This window comes from bacterium (assembly GCA_016703265.1).
Classification (GTDB): Bacteria; Krumholzibacteriota; Krumholzibacteriia; order LZORAL124-64-63; family LZORAL124-64-63; genus CAINDZ01.
Window position 1 is genome coordinate 543,361 of the sequence record JADJCK010000003.1, and the last position, 22,593, is coordinate 565,953.

Below are 22,593 nucleotides of genomic sequence, written 5' to 3' on the forward strand. Positions count from 1 at the left end.
CCTAGAAGTAGGTCGCGAACGAGAAGAACAAGCGGCCTTCGGCGTCGCCCTTCTCGCCGCCGAGCGGGGTCCCCTTGCGCCAGTTGTGGTCGATGCGGATCACCGTTTCCTCGGTGGGCCGGAAGTTGGCACCGATGGTCACGCCTTCCTCGGCGTCGCCGTCGTGGTCGCTGTCGTAGTCGACCCAGTCGCCGCGCGCCACCAGCGTGACGACCGAACCGGGCAGCAGCTTGTCGTGCAGCACGTGCCAGTTGGCCTGCACGTAACCGCCGCGCTGGCTCTCGGCCGTGTCCGGCAGCAGGTCGCGGTCGACGTCGGCACTGACCATGACGCCCTCGCCCTGCAGTTCGAGCGAGCCGATCGTCACCTTCGCATCGAGGGCCGTGATCGCCAGGTTGTGCTCACCGGCCGCATCGTAGGCCCCGCTGTGCGCCGAGAGCCCCAGGGTGGTGCCCAGCCGCGGGCTGTAGCCGAGGCGGCCGACGATCGCTTTGTTGTCGTTGTTGTCCTGCTTCCTGCTGCCGCGGCCGCCGCGCACGCGCAGGCGGTCGCTGCCGTCGATGATGCCCTCGTCGAAGCCGTTGACGAAGTACAGCTCGTAGTCCAGTTCGCCCGACCCGCCCACAGTCGTGTTGCCGACCAGGCCCATGCCCGATTCGCTGAGCGTGGACGGGGCCAGCTGACGCGCCACGGTGGGACGCTCGGTCAGGTCGTTCAGCGGGCTGTCGTGGAGCAGGTTGAAGCGGCCGAGAGGGCTGAGCACGACGCCGCCGCGGAAGTTCAGCCCGTCACGCAGCCGGAAGTCCATGACCGCGTACTCGAGCTTCACCTCGCCGTCGCCGGGTACGTCGCCGCCGTGCTCGAACTCGATCTCGGCCGAGACCGTGACCCGGTCGCTGACGTAGCCGGTCAGGAACGGGATGAAGCGGTACTGGTCGAAGGTCGTGATCCCGTTCTCGGGGATCTCCAGCTCCATGTCGATGTAGCCGCCGACGGCCACCCCACCGCCGGCCCCGCGCAAGTACGGCTTGTCGTAGATGCCGCGGACCGGCGCCCCCGGGGCCGCCGTTTCCGGTTCGGCGGCGGCCGCCGCCCCCGCCAGCCCGAGGGCCAACCCCAGTGCGCAGAACGTGTTCCTGATGTGCATCCCTGCTCCTCCTGCCGGCGGACCGCACCGTCGGGCGCAGCCGCAGTTGAGATTTTATTGTCACTAAAGTTTTTTGCCGCGACAAACTTCAGGGCGGGAAAGTGGGCAGCGAGAGCCTCAATGGCAAGTGAAAAAGCGGGAGATTCCCTGCGATCGTTGCCATTGACTGCGATTGACATATCAACTTCATTTGCACATATTGCCAAATACGCAACCAACCCGACCCGGGGAGATCTGCCATGGACGTCCGTACCCGCAACCACCTGGCCGCCCGCGCCCGCGTGCTGAAGGCCCTGGCCCATCCGGCCCGCCTGCAGGCCGTCGATGAACTGGCGAAGGGCGAACGCTGTGTCTGCGAGTTGCAGCAGCTGATCGGCTCGGACATGTCGACCGTCTCGCGTCACCTCGCCATCCTGCGCGAGGCCGGCGTCGTCATCGACGAGAAGCGCGGCAACCAGGTCTTCTACTCGCTGCGCGTTCCCTGCATCCTGAACTTCTTCGGCTGCGTCGAGTCGGTGCTGCAGGCCAGCGCCGAACAGTCGGCGCAGGTGCTGGGGTAGCCACATGACGCTTCGCAGGGAACTCAAGCCGTTCGGGTGGGCTGTCGCGATCTTCCTGGCGCTGTACCACCTGCCGGTCGGCAATGCGCGATTCGACGGCGCCGTGGGCGAATCGCTCGCCCTGACCCGTTGGTACGCGCGCGAGCACGTGCTGCTGTGCCTGGTGCCGGCGTTCTTCATCGCCGGCGGCATCTCGGTCTTCGTCAGCCAGACGTCGGTGATGCGCTACCTGGGCGCCGGCGCGCGCAAGGTCACGGCCTATGGCGTAGCCGCCGTTTCCGGCACGGTGCTGGCCGTCTGCTCGTGCACAGTGCTGCCGCTGTTCGCCGGTATCTACGGCATGGGCGCCGGCCTGGGGCCGGCCACCGCGTTCCTCTACTCGGGCCCGGCGATCAACGCGCTGGCCATCATCCTGACCGCGCGCGTGCTGGGCGTGGAGATCGGCGTGGCGCGCGCCGTCGGCGCCGTCGTCTTCAGTGTCGTCATCGGCCTGTTGATGCACTACTTCTTCCGGCGTGCGGAGGCCGAGCGCCGCCTGGCTGCAGCCGCGCTGCCCGTGGAAGACGAGGCACGGCCGCTGATCCGCACCGCCCTCACTTTCGCCGCCATGGTGGCCGTGCTCGTGTTCGCCAACTGGGGCGGAGCCGGCGAGGGCTTCTTTGGTCGCGTGCATCAGGTCAAGTGGTGGATCACCGCGCTGGCCGGCGCCGGACTCGGCGCCGCGATGGTGGCGTGGTACGGCCTGCGCTGGTGGAAGGCCGTGGTGGTGGCGGCCGCCACGCTGGTTGCCGTCGCACTGCGCCCGCACGACCCCGTCACCGCTTTCACCGTGGCGACGCTGGCCTTCAGTTGGGCCGTAGCCACTTCGCGCGGCGAACTGGCCGAGTGGTTCGGTGCGAGCTGGGGCTTTGCCAAGCAGATCCTGCCGCTGCTGCTGGGGGGCGTTCTGGTCGCCGGGCTGCTGCTCGGGCGGCCGGGCCACGAAGGCCTCATCCCTTCGCAGTGGATCGCGCGTGCGGTCGGCGGCAACTCGCCGCTGGCCAATCTTTTCGCGGCGGTCTCGGGCGCCTTCATGTACTTCGCGACGCTGACCGAGGTACCCATCCTCGAGGGCCTGATCGGCTCGGGCATGGGCAAGGGCCCGGCGTTGTCGCTGTTGCTGGCGGGACCGGCTGTCTCGCTGCCGAGCATGCTCGTCCTGAGGACGATCATGGGCGGACGCAGGACGCTCGTGTACGTGGCGCTGGTGGTGGCCCTGTCGGCCCTGACGGGCACGATCTTCGGTGCGCTGACCTAGCGGGAGCGCAGGCGTGCCGCATGAAAGGAAGTGTACGGATGGAGATCCTGATCCTGGGCACGGGTTGCCCCAAGTGCGCGAAGCTGGCCGAGGAAACGCGCGCGGCCGCCGAGGAACTGGGCGTGGCGTTCGAGCTGCGCAAGGTGACGCAGGTGGCCGAGATCATGAAGTACGGCGTCATGATGACACCGGCCCTGGTCGTCGACGGCGCGGTGAAGGCGGTCGGCAAGGTACCGTCGCGCGCGGAACTGAAGGCGATGCTGGGTTGAGGCCGTGAAGGGCCGGAACAGCCGGCCGAAAGGCGGAATGGCATGAACAGCGGAACTCCTGACCGTTCACGCGCGCCGTCACGCAAGCACGTGCGCGGCGCGATGGCCCTGGTGATCATGGGCGTGGCCGTGGGGGTCTACGTCCTGCGACCGGCAGCCGGCGAGGACCAGGCGTCGCCGGCTGCGGCAGCGGAAGCGACGGCGGCGGGCGCGGCAACGGCCGCAACGTCGGCTCCCCTGCCGCGCCTCGTCGACCTGGGCGCCGACAAGTGCGTCCCATGCAAGATGATGGCGCCGATCCTGGACCAGCTGCGCCTCGACTACGAGGGCAGGCTGCGCGTCGATTTCATCGACGTCTGGAAGACGCCGGAGGCCGGCGAGCCGTTCAACATCAAGCTGATCCCCACCCAGGTGTTCCTGGCGCCCGACGGCAGCGAGCTGTTCCGGCACGAGGGGTTCATCAGCCGCGAGGACATCCTGGCCAAGTGGCTCGAGCTCGGGTACGCACTGTAGCGGCGCCGGGGAAGGTCGACGATGCAGCACCTGTTCGAGAACCTGACGGTCGCCGTTTCCGGCTCCGCGCCCATCGCCCTGCTGGCGGCCTTCACCTGGGGCGTGCTGAGCATCCTCCTGAGCCCATGCCACCTGGCGAGCATCCCGCTCATCGTCGGCTTCATCCAGGGCCAGGGACAACCGAGCCATCGGCGCGCGCTGGCGCTGTCGACGCTGTTTGCCGTCGGCATCCTGGTGACGATCGCGCTGATCGGCGTGGTCACGGCCGGGCTTGGCCGCCTGGCCGGTGATATCGGGTCGATCGGCAACGTCGCGGTCGCGGTGATCTTCATCTTCGTGGGCCTGGTGATGCTCGACCTGGTGCCGCTGGCCCTGCCGGCCCCCGCACGCGTCGGGCTGCAGCGACGGGGAGCCTTCGCGGCCCTGCTGCTCGGCCTGGTCTTCGGCATCGCGCTGGGGCCCTGCACCTTCGCCTACATGGCGCCGATGCTCGCCGTCACGTTCAAGGTGGCGACGACGAGGGCCGCCTACGGCGCCGCCCTGCTGCTGGCGTTCGGGCTCGGGCACTGCCTGGTCATCGCGATCGCCGGCGCCGGCTCGGCCTGGGTGCAGCGGACACTGGACTGGAATGCGGAGTCGCGCACCGGCGTCATCATCAAGAAGGCCTGCGGGGCGCTGGTGGTGCTCGGCGGGATGTACCTGCTCTACACTGCGCACTAGGAGAACGTCATGGACCTGCGTCGCGCGATGCTTGCCCTGCTGCTGGTGATCATGGTGGTGCTCCCGGTGGCGAGTGCACACGCCGCGCCGCCGGTGAGGCTCTACTACTTCCACCGCAACATCCGCTGCACGACCTGTGTGGCCCTCGGCGACATCACTGCCTTGGTTGCCGAAGTGACGTTCAAGAAGCAGGTCGCGTCGGGCGAACTGGGCTTCTCGGTGGTCAACTACCAGGACAAGGGCAACGAGCACTTTGTCGACGATTTCGACCTCGAGCAGCCGTCGGCAGTGCTGGCGGCCTGCCGGGGCGACTCGGTGACGGCGTGGCGCAATCTCGACCGCATCTGGGAGCTGTCGGACAAGCCCAGGGACCTGGAAGCGTACCTGAAGGGCGAGATCCGCGCCTTCCTGGCCGCGCACGGCCCAGCCAAGCGCCCCTAACACGATATTAACATGGCGTCCATTCGGTCATCCGGTTATACAGGTGTGACACGGAAGGATGGGCGCTTATGGATGACATCGCACGTTTCCACCGGGTCCTCGCCGACACATCGCGGCTGCGCATTCTCTGGCTCCTGTTCAACCAGGCGGAGCTGTGCGTCTGCGACATCACGGCTGCGCTCGGCATGACCCAGTCCAAGGCCTCGCGCCACCTGGCCGTGATGCGCGGGGCCGGGCTCGTCACTGACCGCAGGGCCGGAGCCTGGGCGTACTACTCGCTGGAGCCGGCCGTCGGGACCTGGAAGCGCGCGCAGCTGGAACAACTGCGCAGTGCGCTCGCCGCCGACCCCATGGCCTCGCGGGACCTGCGCGAACTCGGGGCCTGCCTCGAGTGCCGCGCCTGCGGCCCGAATGGCGAACCGACAGTCAACCAGGCCGGGAGCCCCCGATGAACAACCGATCCCCTGCCGCTGCCGGACTGCTCGGCCGCCTCTCCTTCCTCGACCGCTACCTGACGCTGTGGATCTTCGTCGCCATGGCCGCGGGTGTCGCGGCCGGCACGCTGTTCCCCGGCTTTGTCACGTTCATCAACCGGTTCAACGCCGGCACGACCTCGGTGCCCATCGCCATCGGCCTCATCCTGATGATGTACCCGCCGCTGGCGAAGGTGCGCTACGAGGAGATGGGCCCGGTCTTCCGCAACACGCGCGTGCTGGGCCTGTCACTGGTGCAGAACTGGGTGATCGGGCCGGTGCTCATGTTCGCGCTGGCCGTCATCTTCCTGCGCGGCTACCCGGAGTACATGGTCGGGCTCATCATGATCGGCCTGGCGCGGTGCATCGCCATGGTCATCGTCTGGAACGACCTGGCCAAGGGTGACACCGAGTACTGCGCCGGCCTGGTGGCGGTCAATTCCATCTTCCAGGTGCTGCTCTACTCGGTGTACGCGTGGGTGTTCATCACCGTGCTGCCGACGTGGCTGGGCCTGCCCGGCGTGGCGGTCGACATCACGATCGGCGAGATCGCGCGCAGCGTGTTCATCTACCTGGGCATCCCCTTCCTGGCCGGGTTTGCGACGCGGTTCCTGCTCATCCGGGCGCGCGGGCGCGACTGGTACCAGGAGCGCTTCATCCCGCGCATCAGCCCGTTGACCCTGGTTGCGCTGCTGTTCACCATCGTGGTGATGTTCTCGCTGAAGGGCGAGAGCATCGTGGCGCTGCCGCTCGACGTGGTGCGCATCGCGATCCCGCTGCTCATCTACTTCGTGCTGATGTTCTTCGTCTCGTTCTTCATGTCGCGGAAGCTCGGGGCCACCTACGGGCAGACGGCGACGCTGTCTTTCACCGCGGCCTCCAACAACTTCGAACTGGCGATCGCGGTGGCCGTCGCGACCTTCGGCCTGAACCACGGGGCCGCCTTCGCGGCCGTGATCGGGCCGCTGGTCGAGGTGCCGGTGCTGATCGGGCTGGTCAACGTGTCGCTGTGGCTGGGCCGGAAGTACTTTCCCGGCGACCCGACCACGGTGAAGGCCGTGCGCAACTGCGCCGGGGAAGGCAGGCGGTCGTGAAGGAACGCGAGGTCGTGATCGAGGTCGGCGCGGCCGATGGGAACCCGCAGGCTGCGGCGGCCCTCACCCTGGCTGGCGAAGTGGCCCGTCGGCTGGGCCCCGGGGTGACGGTGGCGCACGACGTGTCGGGCCCGGCGGACGCGGTGCGGGTGCGAGTCGACGGTCGCGAGCGTGATGTCGACGCGGGCGACGGCAGCCTGCCGCCGGCCTGGCTCCTGGAAGCCGCCGTCTGCCGTGCCCAGGACCGGCGCGGCTACCTGTTCCTGTGCGTCGCCAACTCCGCGCGCAGCCAGCTGGCCGAGGGGATCGCGCGGGCACTGGCGCCGGCTCATGTGACCGTCATGTCGGCCGGCTCGCAACCGACGCGCGTGCGGCCCGAGGCCCTCGCCGTGCTGTCCGAGATCGGGATCGACGGCGGCGGGCAGCGCTCGAAGAACGTGGCGGAGATCGACCCGCAGACGGTCGACACGGTGATCACGCTGTGCAGCGAGGAAGAATGCCCGGTGTTCCTGGGCGCGGCGGCGCGGCTGCACTGGGGGCTGCCCGACCCGGCGGGCGCCGGCGGCGATGACGCGGCGCGGCTGGGCGCGTTCCGGAACGTGCGCGACGAGTTGCAGCGGCGGCTGGCGGTGGTGTTCGGCGGGACGACGGACTGTAACTAGACGACGCGGCGCAGACCGGCCGCGTTATCGGCACCGGAGGGCGGCTGCGCCCCCTTGGCCGGGCCTGACACGGGGAACGGCCGCGCTCCCGAAGCGAGGTCCGCCGGCGCCTCCGCGCCCATCGATTCGAAGAACGTGGCCACGAACCGGAGCGTCAGTTCGGAGCGCCGCAGCCGCGGCGAGACCAGCAGCGTGCGTGGCCGGACGTGCCCGAAACCCGCCACGCGATGCTCGCGCAGCAGACCGTTCTCCAATTCCCGCGACACCAGTTCCCGCGAGACGAAGCCGAGGCCATGGCCGGCGACGACCTGGCGCACGACGCCGGCCAGGTCGTCGTAGTAGGCCAGGTTCGTGAACTCGTCGAGGCTGTGCCCGAGCTGTTTCAGGCGCCGCTTCAGGAAGCGGTAGGCGCAGCCGTTGTACGTCTTCAGGAACAGCCGCCGGTCCGTGAGCTCATCGATGGTCACCACCGGGTCCGTGATGCCCAGCGCCGGGGCGCTCACGAAGACCATCTCGTCGGGCGGCAGGTCCCACCGCTGGCAGTCGGCCAGGTCCAGTTCGTCGCAGTGCTCGACGACCGCCAGGTCGTAGCGGCCGACGGCCAGGCCCTCCAGCACATCCTCGGGCATGTCGAAAACGACATTGAGATCGAAATTCAACCCCGAGGCGCCGACGTAGCGCTCGAAGATGTCCGGCAGGCGCCCGGCGCCGAAGCAGGGCGTGCAGCAGAACGAGATGCGGTCGCGCAGCTTGTGCTCGGCCACGTTGTGCTCGAGCTGGCGCTCGATCTCGAGGATCTCCCTGGCCTTGTCCACCAGCAGGCGCCCGGCCCCGGTGGCCGTGACGCTCTCGGATCCGCGCTCCAGCAGCGAGACCCCGTAGTGCTCCTCCAGCTGACGGATCCGGCGGGAGACCGCCGACTGGGTGACGCACAGGCGCTCGGCGGCGGCGGTGAAGCTGCCGGCCTCGGCGACGGCGACCAGGGTGCGTAGGAGGACCAGTTCCATGCCGCCAAGATAGCCTGAGCCCCCTCCCCTGTCCATGCGCGGGGCGCATGGCTCCCATGACCAACGGTCGTTTGACTTGGACTTGCGGCAACTTACCATCGCCCAACGGGTTCTGACGAAGAACGCCCGCTCAAGACCGGTTGAAACAAGGAGGCTCACATGCTGCAGCAGCTTGCGACGCGACGCAGGATGCTCCCGGCCCTGATCGTCGTTCTGGCGATCGGGACGCTGGGCATCTGGGGATGCGCCGATCATCCTACCGACTACGAGAATCCCGCCGACGGGATCGTCACTACGAAGACCGAGACCGCGCTGATCGAAGCCGCCACCCTGATGGAGTGGATCGACGAGGGTCGGCTCAACAGCACCGACCCGAACAGCCGCGACAAGGTCGTCGTCTTCCTGGTGGGCACGCCTGCGGCGTACACCACCGGGCACATTGCCGGCGCGCAGCTGTGGAACTCGAGCACCGAGTATTCCCTGACGCGCCTCGAGGGCGTGGCTGCCTCGGGCTCGATGGTCATCACCGGTCCGGTGCTCGACACCATCCTGAGCCGCTCGGGCGTCGACCAGTACACGACGATCGTGCTGACGACCGCCGATGACTTCAACAAGGCCACGCGCGCGTGGTGGATGCTGCGCTACTGGGGCTTCCCCAAGGAGCGGATCAAGGTCCTGCAGGGCGGCGACGCGGGCTGGGTCCTGGCCGGCAACACGCTGTCGACCGAGGTGCCGACCGTCACGCCGTCCGACTTCTCCGTGCGCGACCTGGCGGCCTACAGCGAGTTCGGCGGCAACTTCCGCGTCTCGATCGGCGAGGCCATCCGCGCCGTCGACGCCATCAACAGCGGCACGACGCCCGACGTCAAGTGGCTGGACGTCCGCGGCGGCGTCGATCCCGTGGCCGGCGGCAAGATCGGGCCGGCGCAACTCGATTCCTGGAACGCCTACTACGTGGCCGGCACGACGGCGACGCTGCAGCCCGTGGCGGACATGGTGGCGCACCTGGCCACCTTCGGTGTGACCGAGGCGACCCCGCTGACCTACGTCAACTGTCAGGGTGGCGTGAAGTGCTCGGTGCCCTTCTTCATCCTCGACGGCATCCTCGGCTGGCCCACGCAGTCGTACAACGGTTCGTGGGGCCAGTGGAGCGCCTACGGCAACGACACCGTCGCGGACGCCTGGGAGACCGACCTCGTCTCGCCGGGCACGACGACGTCGCGCAGCTTCGGCACCTGGACTCCCGGCACGCCTGTGCTCGACCCGGTGTCGCACGCGGCCTACGGCATCGCCGACCCCCGTGCCAACCAGATCGAGAACGAGGACGAAGCCTACTTCTCCAGCGGCGGCACCACGACCCCGCCCCCCGGCGGCGGCGGCGGTGGCGGCGGCGGCAGCGGCTGCTGATGCGGACAAGTTCTTCCTCCGCCCCCGCGTGGGGCGGTCACGAAACCAGCAAGGAGAAGTGACCCATGAATCGAACGAGGAGCATCTTCGCGATCGCGGCCCTCGCCGCACTGGTCGCGCTGGCGGCACCGGCGATGGCCGGCCCCCAGATGACATTCGGCCCCGAGGACCAGGGCACGCTGCAGATCGACGTCAAGAGCCAGTTCCAGATGACCATGAAGGACACGGACAGTGAAGGCGACGACGTCGACTCCATCATGAACTTCAACTTCCGCCGCAATCGCCTGGCCTTCATGGGCGCGTGGGGCGAGAAGCTGAGCGTGTACGCCCAGACCGAGTACGTCGAAGACGTGAACCTGGGCCTGTTCGGGCTGGCGGACGCCGACCAGGGCTCGAACTTCCAGATGCTGGACGCTGTCGCGCGCATCAAGCTGAGCGACGGATTCCGGATGAACGTCGGCAAGTTCAAGTACAACCTGTCGCGCGAGAACCTCGAGGCCTGCGAAGCCCCGTTGTCGCTGGACCGCTCGCTGTTCATCCGTACGCCGTTCACCTCGACGCGCGACATGGGCGTTGCGGTGTGGGGCAACCTGGCCGAGGGCAAGGTCCAGTACCGCCTCGACGCGATGGAAGGCCGCAAGGCCCTTTCGACGTCCGCCATGCCGAAGAGCAGCTTCCGCTACAGTGCGCGTGCCCACCTGTCGCTGTGGGACTCGGAGACCGAGTACGGCTACAAGGGCTCGTACCTGGGCGCGAAGAAGGTCTTCACCCTCGGCGCGGCCGTGCAGACCGAGCCTGAGGTGGTCTACGAGGACGCCGTCGCGAAGACGGGCAAGCTCGACTACAACGCCTACACCGTGGACATGTTCTATGAGCGCCCGATCCAGGAGACCGGTGCGATCACGCTGTCCGCGGCTTACGAGAACATCGACTTCGACGATGCCTACATGGGCATGAATCCCGACCCGGGCACCTGCGGCCTGAACGGCCAGAAGAACGGCTGGTACGCCAAGGCGGGCTACATGCTGCAGACGCAGCCGCTGCAGTTCTTCGCGCGCTACGAGTCGTGGAAGTTCGCCCTGCTGAACAACGTCTACAACCAGAAGCTGGACTGGTTCAGCGTCGGCGCGAACTACTTCATGATGGACAACGTGCTGAAGCTGACCGTCGAGTACAGTGGCCTGAGCTTCGACGAGACCGGCGACATCGACGGCCTGGTCACCAACGACACGGGCACGCTGATCACGCAGTTGCAGCTGGTTTTCTGATCTGACCTTCGGGTTTCGAACAGCCGGCGGGCTCCTGATGGGGCCCGCCGGTCTGCTTTATATCGGACAGGATCAACGGTCGCCGGTGGGCGGCGGCGGCGCCAGTGCCTCGAGCAGGGCATCGAGTTCGGCAGGCTTCACCGCGACCGGGAGCATGGTCGCGTGCGCGCGCTGTGCGCGCGGATTGCGCAGCCACCGTTCGAGGCGCGCGCGATCCCAGGTACTGTCCGGCTGTGCCGGATAGAACGCTCCCGGCAGTCCCGAGAGATTCGGGCCGGCGGTGCCGATCCCCTGCGGCCCGTCGGGCGTCAGCGCCTGGTGGCAGCCGCCGCACAGGCGCGCGAAGACGCGCAGGCTGTCGTCGCTCCCGGCGCGGAAGCGCACCTGGTAGCGCGGCGAGCCACCGTACCGGTCGGCGTCGCGGAGCAGCACCGCAATCAGCGTGTCGGCCGAGCCGGCGCCCAGGCCGAACGACGGCATGGCCGCGGCCGGGCTCGTCAGGGCGCTGCGCAACTCGGCCTGCGTGCGGGGCCAGGCCACGGTATCCAGGCTGATCGCCAGCCGCTCGCCCTTCCCCCCGCTCACATGGCAGCGGCGGCAGCCCAGGCTGTCGCGCAGGGCCACGGCGCGCGGCAGGACCGGCGAGCCCGGCAGCATCCAGGTGGCGGCCGCGCCGCCCAGCAGCCGGTGATGGGCCAGGTCCGCGCGACGGGCCCGTTCGTCGCCGCGGTGGCAATCGATGCAGCTGCCGCAGGCGGCATAGTGCGGCTCGTGGCAGTCGAGGCAGGCCGCACGGGGCGGAGCCTCGGCGCCGGTCGCCAGGCCGGCGGCCAGGGCCAGCGTCAGCGTCAGCGTCAGAACGGCCCGCGCAACTGCCAATTCTCACCCCGCAGGAAGAGCGCCGTGGCGGTCAGGACGACCACCAGCGCGAAAATGACCAGCACCACGGTCCCGACCAGGCGCTCGCCCGGCTGGAACCAGGCCGCCCGCCCGGCCGGCGCACGGCGCAGCCAGGGCAGCGCCACGAACAGGCCGGCCAACAGCAGCACGGCGTACATCCAGGCGGTGCCGTGGCTGACCAGCTCCTGGATCCAGAGCAGGAACCAGGCGGACTTGGCCGGGTTGGGCGGGCGCATCGGGTCGGCTGCCGTCTCGAGCGGCGCCGGCACGAGCCAGGCCGCCACGAGCAGGAACACGGCGATGACCAGCAACCCGCGCCGGATCAACCGGAAGAAATGGGGGGAACTGGGGACCTGGTCGCTCATAGGTACGGGAGCACCCCCTTGCTGCGGCGGATGCGGAAGAAGTGCAGGAAGATCAGCGACAACATGAGCGTGGGCAGCACCGCGATGTGCAGCGCGTAGAAGCGCAGCAGCGACAGCGGTCCGCCGATGTGGTCGGGCACGAACAGCGTCCGCAGCTGCTCGCCCAGGGGCAGCACGCGCAGCAGTTCCATGCCGGTCTGCGTGGCCCAGTACGACAGCTGGTCCAGCGGCAACAGGTAGCCGGTGTAGGCGCTGCCCACGGCCAGGAACAGGATCAGCGTACCGACCACCCACGTGCCGTGCCGGGGATGGCGGTAGGCGCCCGTCAATACGACACGCAGCGTGTGCAGCATGATCAGCACGAGCAGCGTGTGCGAGCAGAAGCGATGCAGGGAACGCAGGTAGCGACCGCCCCAGACCGAGCTCTCGAGGAACTGGATCGACTCGAAGGCCCCGGTTGGCGACGGGCGGTAGTAGAACATCAGCAGGAGCCCCGTCACGATCAGCGTCAGGAACGTGGTGAAGGACAGCCCGCCCAGGCAGAACGTGTAGGTGATCCGCAGGTTGCGGCGCAGGACAATGCGCGGGAACAGGTGCCGGACGAACTCGCCGATCATGTCGCCTCCGGCAGCCGGACGGTGATGCGGTCGCCGTCCTCGAAGCAAACCAGTTCGTGCAGGGCGCGCGTGGCCGGGCCCGTCAGCACGGCGCCGTTCTCGTCGAAGCGGCTGCCGTGGCAGGGGCAGGTGAACCCGGTCTCGGTGGCGGTGACGCGGCAGCCCAGGTGCGTGCAGGTCAGGTTCAGCGCGCGCAGCCCGCCCTCGCGGCCGCGCGTCACCGCCAACCCGTGCTCGGGCAGCACGAGGGCACCGCCGCGGGGCACCTCGCCGGCGGGCACGCTGACCTCGCGGGGCACGAGGTCGCGCACCGGCGTCAGGTATCGCCAGCAGCCCACGAGGCCCGCCACGGCGGGGATCAGGGCCTTGAGGAACTGGCGTCTGGTTGCAGCAGGTTCTGCCATTGCCTCAGGTGCTCCCGCACGTACTCGGGCGTGCGCCGGTTCATCAGGTCGTAGCGCTCACGGGTGAAGAATGCCCCATTGACGACGCGCTGGCCAGCCTGGTCCCACCACGAGCGCAGGGGCAGGCCGTCGCGTTCCAGTTCGTAGATGCGGTCGGCGGCCGGCTCCAGCACGAAGCGCCGCGGATTGTCGTGGCAGCCCCCGCAGGTGACGGTGCCGCGCCGCACGGTGTGCGGAAAGAAGGCCTTCCACTCGGCGGTCAGCAGCCGGTTCTCCCAACCGCGGGCCGGATCGCTGGCCAGCAGCACGAACTGCGGCCGGATGGGCGAGACGAGGCCGCGCGCATTGAGCCCCAGCGGGGGCGGATCCTGTCGCCGCAGGGCGGCGCTGCGCCGCCAGCCGCCCTGTTCGGGCAGCGCCGCGAACGCTTCCTCCTGCTCGGCGGTCAGCGGCCTGACGAGGAAGGTGCCGTACTCCTGCGCCGCCCAGGCCGAGTGGCACGCCCAACACTCCATCTTCTCCAGGTGCGCTGTGATGGCGTGCTCGGGCACGTCGCGCGACGGCTCGGCATGGCACTCGCGGCAGGTCCGAACAAAGCCGGCGCCGTTCGCCGCGTGCACGCGATGGCAGTCCACGCAGCCCAGGCCGCGCTGCTGGTGCACATCGGGCAGCATCTTCAGGTACTGGGCGCCGTCGGCGACCGGCCCGCGCCGGTAGCGCTCGTGGTCCTCGCGCGGGGCGCGGCCGTGGTACTCCCAGCCGGTGAAATAGCCCTGGTGGCAGCGCAGGCAGGTCTCGTCGGCGATGCGCACGGGCGACGCTGTGCCCGCAGGCGCTGCGGTGGCCGGCGGCACCAGCCGCGCCGCGCGCGGGTGCGGCTCGCCTTCGTGGCAGTCACGGCACTGCGAAACGTGGCACCCGGCGCAGGCCGCGCTGAAGAACGCCTCGCCCTCGCGCCCGAAGGCCCGGCAGGCGAAATCGCGTTCGGCCCTGCGCGTGGCCATGGGGCCGGCCAGCACATCGCCCTGGCCGGGGTGGCAGTTCAGGCAGGCCAGGTCGGACGGCAAGGCCCTGCCCGCGGCGCCCTGTGCAGGGCCCGCGTTGCCCCCGTGGGGGACCGCCGGCGCGGGCTCAGCGCCCAGCAGCCAGCAGGCGGCGATGCAGAGTATCGTCCAGCGCATGGTAATCCAGTGGCTTGCGGTAGATCGGGTCGCCTGCCTGATCGTGGCAGATCAGGCACAGGTTCACGGCCAGGACACGCCGGGCCTCTTCGGCGCCGAGCGGCCTGGCCCCTTCGCGGCTCATGGCCGCATGGGCGCTGATGCCGCCGTCATCCTCGTGCAGGAAGCCGTCGAGCGGCTTGCGCGGGTCCTTCTCGCAGAGCAGCGTGCCGCGCAGCTGCCCGCGCTCCACCACGTGCTGGCCGAAGCCAAGGAAGGCCGGGTTGCCGTGGCACTCGCTGCAGCCCACGGCGCGCGTGCCCGTGTTGTGGCCGAAGAAGGGCGCGAAGCGCAGCTGCTTGCGGCCGCGGAACGTCGCCACATCCTCGTCGCGCGAGAGCGAGCCGTCCTCCTCGACCACGTTGATGAACGTCTGGCAGCCCGGCGTCACGGTGCCGATGCGGCCGTGCGTATCGACGGCCAGCGGGAACGGATACAGCGCGCGCACGTCCTCGGTCTCGCTGAACGAGCCGCGTGTGGCACGCCCGGCCAGGTAATCCCAGCCGTACTCGCTCTTGTCGTAGGTGGTGTGGCAGCCGTAGCACTGCACCACCGTGCGCGAATGGCAGGCGTGGCACTCCAGGCGCTCGTGGCCGGCGACGGTGTGCGCCGGCGTGCCGGTCACGACCGGGCTGCGCAACACGCGGCCGCTCCGCTTGAGCAGCACGCCCACGCGGCCGTCATCGTCGAACACGTTCGAGTAGGGGCGCCCCTTTCCCGTCAACGCCACGCGCGCGCCGGCGGGCAGGCGCGCGCCGTACTGCCGGGCCTCGCGCACGGGCTGTTCGTGCTCGCGCCAGGCCGTCGCGAAGCGCGGTCCTTCGAGGCCGTTGCCGTGGCAGTCGTCGCAGCCGATCTCCAGCTGCCCGTGCATGCCCGGCGAGGCGTAGCCTTCGCCCATCACCTCGCGCGAGGTGTGGCAGTCGATGCACTCCATGCCGGCGGCGAAGTGCACGTCGGGCATGATGTGCGAGTAGTTGCGGCCGTCGCTGCCGGGCAGCGGGCCGGGCAGGCCGTTTTTCGTCGGCACGAGGCCGTTGTTGCCGTCGTTGAGGCCCTGGTAGGCCAGCGCCACGCGGCCGCTGCGGTGATGGCAGCGCGTGCAGGCCTCCATGGTCGGCAGCCCTTCCATCGCGTGCGTGCGGCTGTGGGGGGCGCGACCGCGCATCGTCGGGTCGCCGCCGTGGTACTGCGCATCGTCGGCGTACGGGAAGTGGCAGGCCGCGCAACCGGCCGCGTGGCCGGCGCCGTCGACGGCCTCGTTCTGCTTCGCCACATGGCAACGCGCGCAGAACTTGCGGTAGAGGTCGCCCGAGAGGTTGTCCAGGCCGATGACCGACGTGTGCGGAAGCGGCGCGCCGTCGAGGTCGTGCAGCGTTGCGCCTCTTGTCGCGTAGGTGACGCTGTCGCGCTCGCCTTCCCATGTCGCCTGGATCTGCGCGATCATGCCGGCGTTCGTGTACATCTGGCTGCTGCGCATGCGTTCGAGCTGGTGCGCGTGGCAGCCGCCGCAACCGCGCTCCCAGCGACCGGCATACGAAGGGTCGGCCAGCCCGAAGATGCCGCGGTGGGCACCCTCCTTGTCGCGCGCGGCCGGGTTGCCGCCGTGGCAGCTGATGCAGCCGTCGTGCGAAGGCGAGGCGGTTTCCAGCCCCTGGTGGCAATCGAGGCAGCGCTCGCGGGATTCGGCGGAATTGGCGTCGCTTCCGCACGCCCCCAGCCAGGGCAGCAGGGCGACCAGGCACAGAACGGTGGCAATGCCGGTGTACGTGCGCATGGCGCTAATATAGGAGGCGGAAGGTCGTGGAGCGCAGGGAAAACACAAACTCAGGATGCCGTAATTTTGCAAATGGAAAGCAGTTGCAACGTTTTGCGAGGCCGGCGCCGGCCGACTGCAGGGGTCAGGATGCGGCCGTCTCGCAGTGACGGGGTTGCCGGGAGGCGACCTTTGGGTCCGCGATCACGATAACCCTTTGTCCTGTTGTTTCTTAGCACTGCGACTGCGATTATGGGAACTGCTGATTATATAGTCAGGACGCGCGCTGACCTGTCCCGTGACGCGAAGGACTGCCCATGATCGATGTGAGCTCCAAGCCCGACAGCCTGCGTACCGCCACCGCGCGCGCCATCCTGCGGGGATCACCCGCTGCCATCGAGCGCCTGCGCGCGCGCAGCCTGCCCAAGGGCGATGCGCTGGAAGTGGCGCGCGCCAGTGCCGCCCTGGCCGTCAAGCAGGTGCCGCTGCTCATCCCCTATTGCCACCCCATCCGCGTTGACTGGGTGGACACGCGCTTCGAGATGTCCGTCGATACGGTGACCATCGATGTGACGGTGCGCGCGGTGGACCGCACGGGCGTCGAGGTCGAGGCGATGACCGGCGCGGCCCTGGCGGCGCTCACGATCTACGACATGCTGAAGATGATCGACGATACGCTCAGCATCGAGGGCGTGCGCCTGCTCGAGAAGCGCGGCGGCAAGAGCGACCACGCGGTGACGGCCGCATCGCCGCTGCGCGCGGCCGTGCTGGTGGCGAGCGATACGGTGGCCGCCGGCACGAAGGAGGACCTGTCCGGGCGCCTGCTCGTCGAGAAGCTGACGGCGGCGGGATTCCTGGTGGCGCCCCTGCTGGTCGTGCCCGACGAGGCCGAGGCCATCGCGGCGGCCGTGCGACGCTGGGCCGACGAGGACCGGCTCGATCTCGTCGTCACCACCGGCGGCACCGGCCTGGCCCCCCGTGACGTGACGCCCGAGGCCATGGACGCGGTCTTCGAACGCGAGGCCCCCGGCATCATGGAAGCGGTGCGCGACCACGGCCAGCGCCGCCTGCCGCGCGCCATGCTCGGACGCGGCCGCGCCGGCGTGCGAGGCCGCACCCTGATCGTCAACCTGCCCGGTTCGCGCGGGGCGGTGGCCGACGCGCTGGCCGCCCTGCTGCCGGGCCTGCCCCACGCCTGCCTGATGCTGCGCGGCGAAGGGCATCTGGACGACCCGCGGGGCGGCGCTCAAGTCTCCTGATACCCGGTCGACAAATGAAGGAGTCGCCTCAAGACCGGGAGACCTCGCCGTGCCCTACTGTGCCATGACCACGGAGTATGCCCCCGCCGAACGCGCGGACCCGCAGGCGATTGCCGCCGCGAACCGTGCGATCGTGTCCTCGGCGATCCTGGTGACGATCCTCGACGCCCTGCCGGAGCAGGTCCTGGTCCTGAACCGGCAGCGCCAGATCGTCTACGGCAACCGCGCCGCGATGGCGCTGGCCGCATCGCTGGACTGCGCATCCATGCTCGGAATGCGCCCGGGCGAACTGCTCGCGTGCCGGACGGCACTCGAGTCGGCTTCCGGTTGCGGCACTTCCGAGACCTGCCGCACCTGCGGCGCCGTGCAGGCAGTCCTCGAAGCGGTCGCCGGCCAGCGTTCCGACAAGGAATGCCGCATCAACCGCCAGGCGAACTTCGGTCCCGAAGCCCACGACCTACGGGTCTCGGCCACCCCCTTCAACTGGGGCGACGAGGAGTATGTGCTGTTCGTCGCCAACGACATCGCGGACGAGAAGCGCCGTCAGGTCCTCGAGCGCGTGTTCTTCCATGACATCCTGAACACGGCCGGCGGCATCAGCTCCATGGCTGGCATGCTGTCGGCCGGCGATATCGCCTTCGACGAGGTCAAGGATGACCTGGCTAAAGCCTCGGACACGCTGGTGCAGGAGATCAAGAGCCAGCGCATCCTGGTGGCCGCCGAGAGCAACGCCCTGGCCGTGCAGTGGACGGCGCTGGAGTCGGGGGCGTTCCTCGACGCCGTGGTCCAGACCTTCCGCAATCACGATGTAGCGCGCGACAAGTCCCTGCGGATCGCGCCGGGATCGGTCCGGTGCCCCTTCGTCAGCGATGAGGCGCTGCTGGCCCGCGTGGTCGGCAACCTGGTCAAGAACGCGCTCGAGGCCTCTGGTGCAGGCGAGGTCGTGACACTGGCCTGCCAGGCCGACGACGCCAGCATCACCTTCATCTGCCACAACCAGCAGGCCATGCCGCGAACCGTGCAACTGCAGGTGTTCCAGCGGTCGTTCTCGACGAAGGGGCGCGATCGCGGCATCGGCACCTATTCCATCAAGCTCCTGACCGAGAAATACCTCGGCGGGAAGGCCTCTTTCGTGTCCGACGAGGGGCAGGGAACGACCTTCTCGGTGACGCTCCCCCGCCGGGCGGCGCCGCGGGCCTGAAGCGCCCAGCCCCCGGTTGCCCTGCCCTCCCCCAGGTGCTAGTTTTCCCGCAGGAATGCCCGCGGCAGGCGGGCGCACGGATATCCGCGCCGCAGATGGGGGAATGCCATGAACAAGCCGCGCGTCGGCATGGTGCTGGTGCTGATCGTCAGCCTGGTGATCGGGGTGCTGGCGGGACTCGTCTTCCTGAACCTGTTCAAGAGCCAGGTTCCGGTGGCGGCACTGTCGGACTTCGTCAAGGCATCCTCGCCGGTCACGTTCGTCGGCACGGGCCTCGGCTTCGGCCTGGTCATCGCGATCTGGTCGATCCTCGTCGCCTGGCTGGCGCCGCGCTTCCGCGGCCGCAACCCCGACAAGCTGTCCTGACGCAACGCGGCGACGGCCGCGCGGGGTGGCGTGATGCATGAGATGACGATCGTCGCGAACGTGCTCGAGATCGCCCACCGCCAGGCCGCTGGCGCCGGCGCTGCGCGCATCAACCGCGTGGTGCTGGAAGTGGGCCGGCTGGCCGGCGTCGAGACCGAGGCGCTCCGTTTCTGCTTCGCCGCCGCGCGCTCCGGCCTGTCGGGCGGCGCCGAACTGGAGATCCGCGATGTACCGGGCTGCGGCCTCTGCCCCCGGTGCGGCGACTCGCAGGACGTGGACGAACTGGCGGCCGTCTGCAACGCCTGCGGCAACGTGCTCGACATCAACGGGGGGCGGGAGCTGCGCGTGCTGTCGCTGAACGTCGACTGAAGGTCGGCGCCCGGCTCGACAGGCGCGGTCAACGCGACCGCCGCCTGAACGGAGGCTCCCCATGTGCGACACCTGCGGCTGCGGGCAACCCGCGGAAGCCGTCACCATCCGCCGGCCGGGTGAGACCGACGCTGCGCATGGTCATCACCACCAGGATCACCACCACGACGGTGACCACGCGCACTCGCACGAGCACGGGCATCAGCACGAGCACGCGCATCAGCACGAGCCCGCTTCGCGCGAGATCGCCGTGGCCGAGGCCGTGCTGGCCGGCAACGACCGGCAGGCGCTGCTGAATCGCGGGTGGTTCGCCGGGCGCGGCGTGCTGGCGCTGAACCTGGTCTCGTCGCCGGGGTCGGGCAAGACGACGCTGCTCGAGCGCACCATCGCCGACCTGAAGGGCGAGCTGCCGCTGGCGGTGATCGAGGGCGACCAGATGACGACGCGGGATGCCGAGCGCATCGAGGCCGCCGGCGCGCCCGCCGTGCAGGTGAACACCGGCAAGGGCTGCCACCTCGACGCCGACATGGTCTGGCGCGCCTGCGGGAAGCTGCAACCGGCCGCCGGCTCGGTGCTGATGATCGAGAACGTGGGCAATCTCGTCTGCCCCGCCCTGTTCGACCTGGGCGAGGCGGCGAAGGTGGTCATCATCAGCGTGACCGAAGGCGACGACAAGCCGCTGAAGTACCCGCACATGTTCGCCGCGGCGCAACTGTGCCTGGTCAACAAGCTGGACCTGCTGCCGCACGTGAAGTTCGACGTCGACGCCTGCGAGCGCGCGGCGCGCGCCGTGAACCCGAAGCTGGAGATCCTGCGCGTGTCGGCTACCACCGGCGAGGGCCTGGACCGCTGGTACGACTGGGTGCGCGCGCGGCGCGCCGCGGCAGCGGGAGCCTGACGATGGGCGACGGCGACGAACCTGTGCGCGTCCGCCTGACGGTGCGCGGCATCGTGCAGGGCGTCGGGTTCCGGCCGTTCGTGCACCGGTTGGCCACCCAGGAAGGTCTGGTCGGCAGCGTGGTCAACACGGGAGCCGGCGTGGTCATCGAGGCACAGGGCCCGGCTGCCGCCATCGGCCGCTTCGGCAAGCGCCTGCGCGCCGAGGCGCCGCCGCTGGCGGCAATCCACGACATCGCAAGTGTGCTGCTGCCGCCCGCGCCGGGCGAGGGCTTTGTGATCGACGCCTCGCGCCCGCAGGCCGGCGCCACCACTGCCGTGCCGCCCGACGTGGCGCTGTGCGCCGACTGCCGCCGCGAGGTGCGTGACCCGGCCGACCGGCGCTTCGGTTACCCCTTTACCAACTGCACCAACTGCGGCCCGCGCTGGACCATCATCGAGAGCCTGCCCTACGATCGCCCGCGCACGAGCATGGCCGCCTTCACGATGTGCGAGGCGTGCCGCGCCGAGTACGAGGACCCGGCCGATCGCCGCTTCCACGCCCAGCCGAACGCCTGCCCCGCCTGCGGCCCGCGCGCCTGGCTGTGCGGCGAGGACGGCCTGGGTCGCCTCGACGACCGGCCGCTGGCCGCCGCGGCCGACGCGCTGGCCAAGGGGTTGATCGTGGCCGTGCGCGGGCTGGGCGGCTTCCATCTGGCGGTGCGCGCCGACGACCACGAAGCGGTGGCACGCCTGCGCCGGCGCAAGCACCGGGCCGCCAAGCCGCTGGCGGTAATGGTGGCGGACGTGGCGGCCGCGCGCGCGCTGGCTGAAGTGACTCCCGGTGAAGAGGCCGTGCTGACCTCGCCGGCCGCGCCGATCGTGTTGCTGGCCATGCATTCGGGCGCCGCGGTCGCGGCTTCCGTGGCGCCGGGCCACCGCCGCCTCGGCGTGATGCTGCCCCCCACGCCGCTGCACCTGCTGCTGTTCGACGAGGTTGTCGCCCGCGGCATCGGCGCCCTGGTGATGACCAGCGGCAACGTCGCCGACGAGCCGATCTGCATCGGGAATGACGACGCGCTGGAACATCTGCGCGGCATCGCCGACCGCTGGCTGCTGCACGACCGCCCCATCGCGCGCCGCGCCGACGACTCGGTGCTGCAGGTAACCGCTCACGGGATGCTGCACGTGCGGCGCAGCCGCGGCTACGCGCCGGCGCCGCTTCCCGTCGCGGCCCCGGCGGGCGGCGCGGTGCTGGCCGTGGGCGGCGACCTGAAGAACACCGTCTGCCTGCTGAAGGACGGGCTGGCCTTCCTCAGCCCGCACGTCGGCGAACTCGACGATCTGGCGACGCGCGCATTCTTCATGGAGACCGTCGACGGCCTCTGTGGCCTGCTCGAAGCAACGCCGGTCGCCATCGCGTACGACGAACACCCGGGCTACGCCGGTGCGCAGTGGGCGCGCCGCGAAGCCGAGCGGCGGGGCATCTTCGGCTGCGGCGTGCAGCACCACCACGCGCACCTGGCGGCCGTGATGGCCGAGCACCGCCTGCCGGGCCCCTGCCTGGGCCTGATCCTGGACGGCACCGGCTACGGCAGCGACGGCGGCATCTGGGGCGGCGAGTTGCTGGTCGGCGACTTCGTGCAATGCGAGCGCGTGGGCTCACTCGAGCCGATGCCGCTGCCCGGCGGCGACGCGGCGATCCGTGCTCCCTGGCGCATCGCGGTGAGCTACCTCTGGCGGTCCGGGCTGCTGGGCGACGATCCGAGGCGTGCTGTCGCGCAACTGGCGACCGACTGGCCCGCGCTGGCGCGGTGGCCGGTGGCGGGTGTGCTCGAGATGCTGGAGCGCAACGTGAACTGCCCGGCCACCAGCAGCTGCGGCCGCCTTTTCGACGCCGTGGCGGCGATGGCCGGCATCGGCCACGAGACCGCGTACGAGGCGCAGGCGGCGATGGAGTTCATGGCGCTAACGGACGAGGCCGCAGTGGCGGCAGCGGCGCCCTTCCCGGGTGTGCTCGGTGAGTTGCGCCGGCGCAAGTCCGGGCCCGCCACGCCGTGCCTCGAACTACCCACCGCCCTGGTCGTGCGCGGCGCGGCCGACATGATCCAGGCCGGCGCCAAGGTCGCGGAGGTCAGCGCCGCCTTCCACCGCGCGCTGGCCGATCTCCTGGCCGAGGCGGTGGTGCTGGTCCACGCCGATCGCCCCGACCTTCCCGTGGTACTGGGCGGCGGCGTGTTCCTGAACGCGATCCTGGCCGTGGCCATTACCGAGCGCCTGGAACGCTGCGGCATTAGCGCGCACCTGCCGCGGGTGGTATCCCCCGGCGACGGCGGCCTGTCCCTGGGCCAGGCGATGGTCGCGGCACACCGCCTGGCCACGCAGGCGAACTGAACGGAGAC

The 22,593-nt window shown here is 69.8% G+C and carries 25 protein-coding genes; 17 read left to right on the forward strand and 8 right to left on the reverse strand.

Annotation, left to right across the window (positions count from 1 at the left end):
• Window position 1 precedes the first annotated feature (1 nt).
• Window positions 2–1,147, reverse strand: coding sequence for a hypothetical protein (locus IPG61_06555; protein MBK6733739.1), 1,146 nt, complete (start codon window positions 1,145–1,147; stop codon window positions 2–4).
• Between the two features lie 239 nt (window positions 1,148–1,386).
• Here IPG61_06555 and IPG61_06560 point away from each other — a divergent pair, with 239 nt between their 5' ends.
• From IPG61_06560 to IPG61_06600, 9 genes are all read left to right on the forward strand, one after another.
• The gene (locus IPG61_06560) at window positions 1,387–1,707 is read left to right on the forward strand and encodes a helix-turn-helix transcriptional regulator (protein ID MBK6733740.1); all 321 of its coding nucleotides are present in this window, start codon (window positions 1,387–1,389) and stop codon (window positions 1,705–1,707) included.
• A 4-nt stretch (window positions 1,708–1,711) separates the two neighbouring features.
• Entirely contained in the window at window positions 1,712–3,004 is a 1,293-nt protein-coding gene (locus IPG61_06565) for a permease (protein ID MBK6733741.1), read from the forward strand.
• A 38-nt stretch (window positions 3,005–3,042) separates the two neighbouring features.
• A complete protein-coding gene (locus IPG61_06570) occupies window positions 3,043–3,273 on the forward strand; it encodes a TM0996/MTH895 family glutaredoxin-like protein (GenBank protein MBK6733742.1) in 231 nt (76 codons plus the stop codon).
• Between the two features lie 117 nt (window positions 3,274–3,390).
• Window positions 3,391–3,786, forward strand: coding sequence for a thioredoxin family protein (locus tag IPG61_06575; protein MBK6733743.1), 396 nt, complete (start codon window positions 3,391–3,393; stop codon window positions 3,784–3,786).
• Window positions 3,787–3,807: 21 nt separating this feature from the next.
• Window positions 3,808–4,506, forward strand: coding sequence for a cytochrome C biogenesis protein (locus IPG61_06580; protein ID MBK6733744.1), 699 nt, complete (start codon window positions 3,808–3,810; stop codon window positions 4,504–4,506).
• A gap of 9 nt (window positions 4,507–4,515) precedes the next feature.
• Window positions 4,516–4,947, forward strand: a complete 432-nt coding sequence (locus IPG61_06585) for a hypothetical protein (GenBank protein ID MBK6733745.1) — start codon at window positions 4,516–4,518, stop codon at window positions 4,945–4,947.
• 68 nt (window positions 4,948–5,015) lie between these two features.
• A complete protein-coding gene (locus tag IPG61_06590) occupies window positions 5,016–5,399 on the forward strand; it encodes a metalloregulator ArsR/SmtB family transcription factor (protein ID MBK6733746.1) in 384 nt (127 codons plus the stop codon).
• Window positions 5,396–6,514, forward strand: coding sequence for an ACR3 family arsenite efflux transporter (gene arsB / locus IPG61_06595; protein MBK6733747.1), 1,119 nt, complete (start codon window positions 5,396–5,398; stop codon window positions 6,512–6,514). Before IPG61_06590 ends, arsB begins: the two co-directional genes overlap by 4 nt.
• Window positions 6,515–6,711: 197 nt before the next feature.
• Complete coding sequence (locus tag IPG61_06600) at window positions 6,712–7,176, forward strand: arsenate reductase ArsC (protein MBK6733748.1); 465 nt, start codon at window positions 6,712–6,714, stop codon at window positions 7,174–7,176.
• Here the strand turns inward: IPG61_06600 and IPG61_06605 are convergent.
• Window positions 7,173–8,183: a LysR family transcriptional regulator gene (locus tag IPG61_06605; protein MBK6733749.1), complete on the reverse strand. Its 1,011-nt coding sequence runs from the start codon at window positions 8,181–8,183 to the stop codon at window positions 7,173–7,175. The two genes, IPG61_06600 and IPG61_06605, sit on opposite strands and share 4 nt — an antisense overlap.
• 159 nt (window positions 8,184–8,342) lie before the next feature.
• Between IPG61_06605 and IPG61_06610 the strand changes: the two genes are divergently transcribed.
• Together IPG61_06610 and IPG61_06615 are read left to right on the forward strand one after the other, a co-directional pair.
• Window positions 8,343–9,590, forward strand: coding sequence for a hypothetical protein (locus tag IPG61_06610; GenBank protein ID MBK6733750.1), 1,248 nt, complete (start codon window positions 8,343–8,345; stop codon window positions 9,588–9,590).
• Window positions 9,591–9,655: 65 nt separating this feature from the next.
• Window positions 9,656–10,858 carry a porin gene (locus IPG61_06615; protein ID MBK6733751.1) on the forward strand — a complete coding sequence of 401 codons (1,203 nt, stop codon included), beginning with the start codon at window positions 9,656–9,658 and terminating at the stop codon, window positions 10,856–10,858.
• 72 nt (window positions 10,859–10,930) lie between these two features.
• Here IPG61_06615 and IPG61_06620 read toward each other — a convergent pair whose 3' ends face one another.
• Genes IPG61_06620 through IPG61_06645 form a run of 6 tightly spaced genes read right to left on the reverse strand, consistent with a single transcriptional unit; the run spans window position 10,931 to window position 16,141 of the window.
• Complete coding sequence (locus tag IPG61_06620; protein MBK6733752.1) at window positions 10,931–11,737, reverse strand: hypothetical protein; 807 nt, start codon at window positions 11,735–11,737, stop codon at window positions 10,931–10,933.
• Window positions 11,713–12,123, reverse strand: coding sequence for a cytochrome B6 (locus tag IPG61_06625; protein MBK6733753.1), 411 nt, complete (start codon window positions 12,121–12,123; stop codon window positions 11,713–11,715). Before IPG61_06625 ends, IPG61_06620 begins: the two co-directional genes overlap by 25 nt.
• Window positions 12,120–12,740, reverse strand: a complete 621-nt coding sequence (locus IPG61_06630) for a cytochrome b N-terminal domain-containing protein (protein MBK6733754.1) — start codon at window positions 12,738–12,740, stop codon at window positions 12,120–12,122. Before IPG61_06630 ends, IPG61_06625 begins: the two co-directional genes overlap by 4 nt.
• Window positions 12,737–13,144: a Rieske 2Fe-2S domain-containing protein gene (locus tag IPG61_06635; GenBank protein ID MBK6733755.1), complete on the reverse strand. Its 408-nt coding sequence runs from the start codon at window positions 13,142–13,144 to the stop codon at window positions 12,737–12,739. Before IPG61_06635 ends, IPG61_06630 begins: the two co-directional genes overlap by 4 nt.
• Complete coding sequence (locus tag IPG61_06640) at window positions 13,099–14,325, reverse strand: cytochrome C (protein MBK6733756.1); 1,227 nt, start codon at window positions 14,323–14,325, stop codon at window positions 13,099–13,101. The genes IPG61_06635 and IPG61_06640 overlap by 46 nt, the downstream gene beginning before the upstream one ends.
• Window positions 14,276–16,141, reverse strand: coding sequence for a cytochrome C (locus tag IPG61_06645; protein MBK6733757.1), 1,866 nt, complete (start codon window positions 16,139–16,141; stop codon window positions 14,276–14,278). Before IPG61_06645 ends, IPG61_06640 begins: the two co-directional genes overlap by 50 nt.
• A gap of 296 nt (window positions 16,142–16,437) precedes the next feature.
• Here IPG61_06645 and IPG61_06650 point away from each other — a divergent pair, with 296 nt between their 5' ends.
• The 6 genes from IPG61_06650 (at window position 16,438) to hypF (ending at window position 22,585) form a co-directional block, all read left to right on the forward strand.
• Entirely contained in the window at window positions 16,438–17,379 is a 942-nt protein-coding gene (locus IPG61_06650; protein MBK6733758.1) for a bifunctional molybdenum cofactor biosynthesis protein MoaC/MoaB, read from the forward strand.
• A gap of 49 nt (window positions 17,380–17,428) precedes the next feature.
• Window positions 17,429–18,580: a GHKL domain-containing protein gene (locus IPG61_06655; GenBank protein MBK6733759.1), complete on the forward strand. Its 1,152-nt coding sequence runs from the start codon at window positions 17,429–17,431 to the stop codon at window positions 18,578–18,580.
• 108 nt (window positions 18,581–18,688) lie between these two features.
• Entirely contained in the window at window positions 18,689–18,946 is a 258-nt protein-coding gene (locus tag IPG61_06660) for a hypothetical protein (protein ID MBK6733760.1), read from the forward strand.
• Between the two features lie 33 nt (window positions 18,947–18,979).
• Window positions 18,980–19,315, forward strand: a complete 336-nt coding sequence (locus tag IPG61_06665; protein MBK6733761.1) for a hydrogenase maturation nickel metallochaperone HypA — start codon at window positions 18,980–18,982, stop codon at window positions 19,313–19,315.
• A 61-nt stretch (window positions 19,316–19,376) separates the two neighbouring features.
• Window positions 19,377–20,213, forward strand: coding sequence for a hydrogenase nickel incorporation protein HypB (gene hypB / locus IPG61_06670; GenBank protein MBK6733762.1), 837 nt, complete (start codon window positions 19,377–19,379; stop codon window positions 20,211–20,213).
• A 2-nt stretch (window positions 20,214–20,215) separates the two neighbouring features.
• The gene (gene hypF, locus IPG61_06675; GenBank protein MBK6733763.1) at window positions 20,216–22,585 is read left to right on the forward strand and encodes a carbamoyltransferase HypF; all 2,370 of its coding nucleotides are present in this window, start codon (window positions 20,216–20,218) and stop codon (window positions 22,583–22,585) included.
• Window positions 22,586–22,593 lie beyond the last annotated feature (8 nt).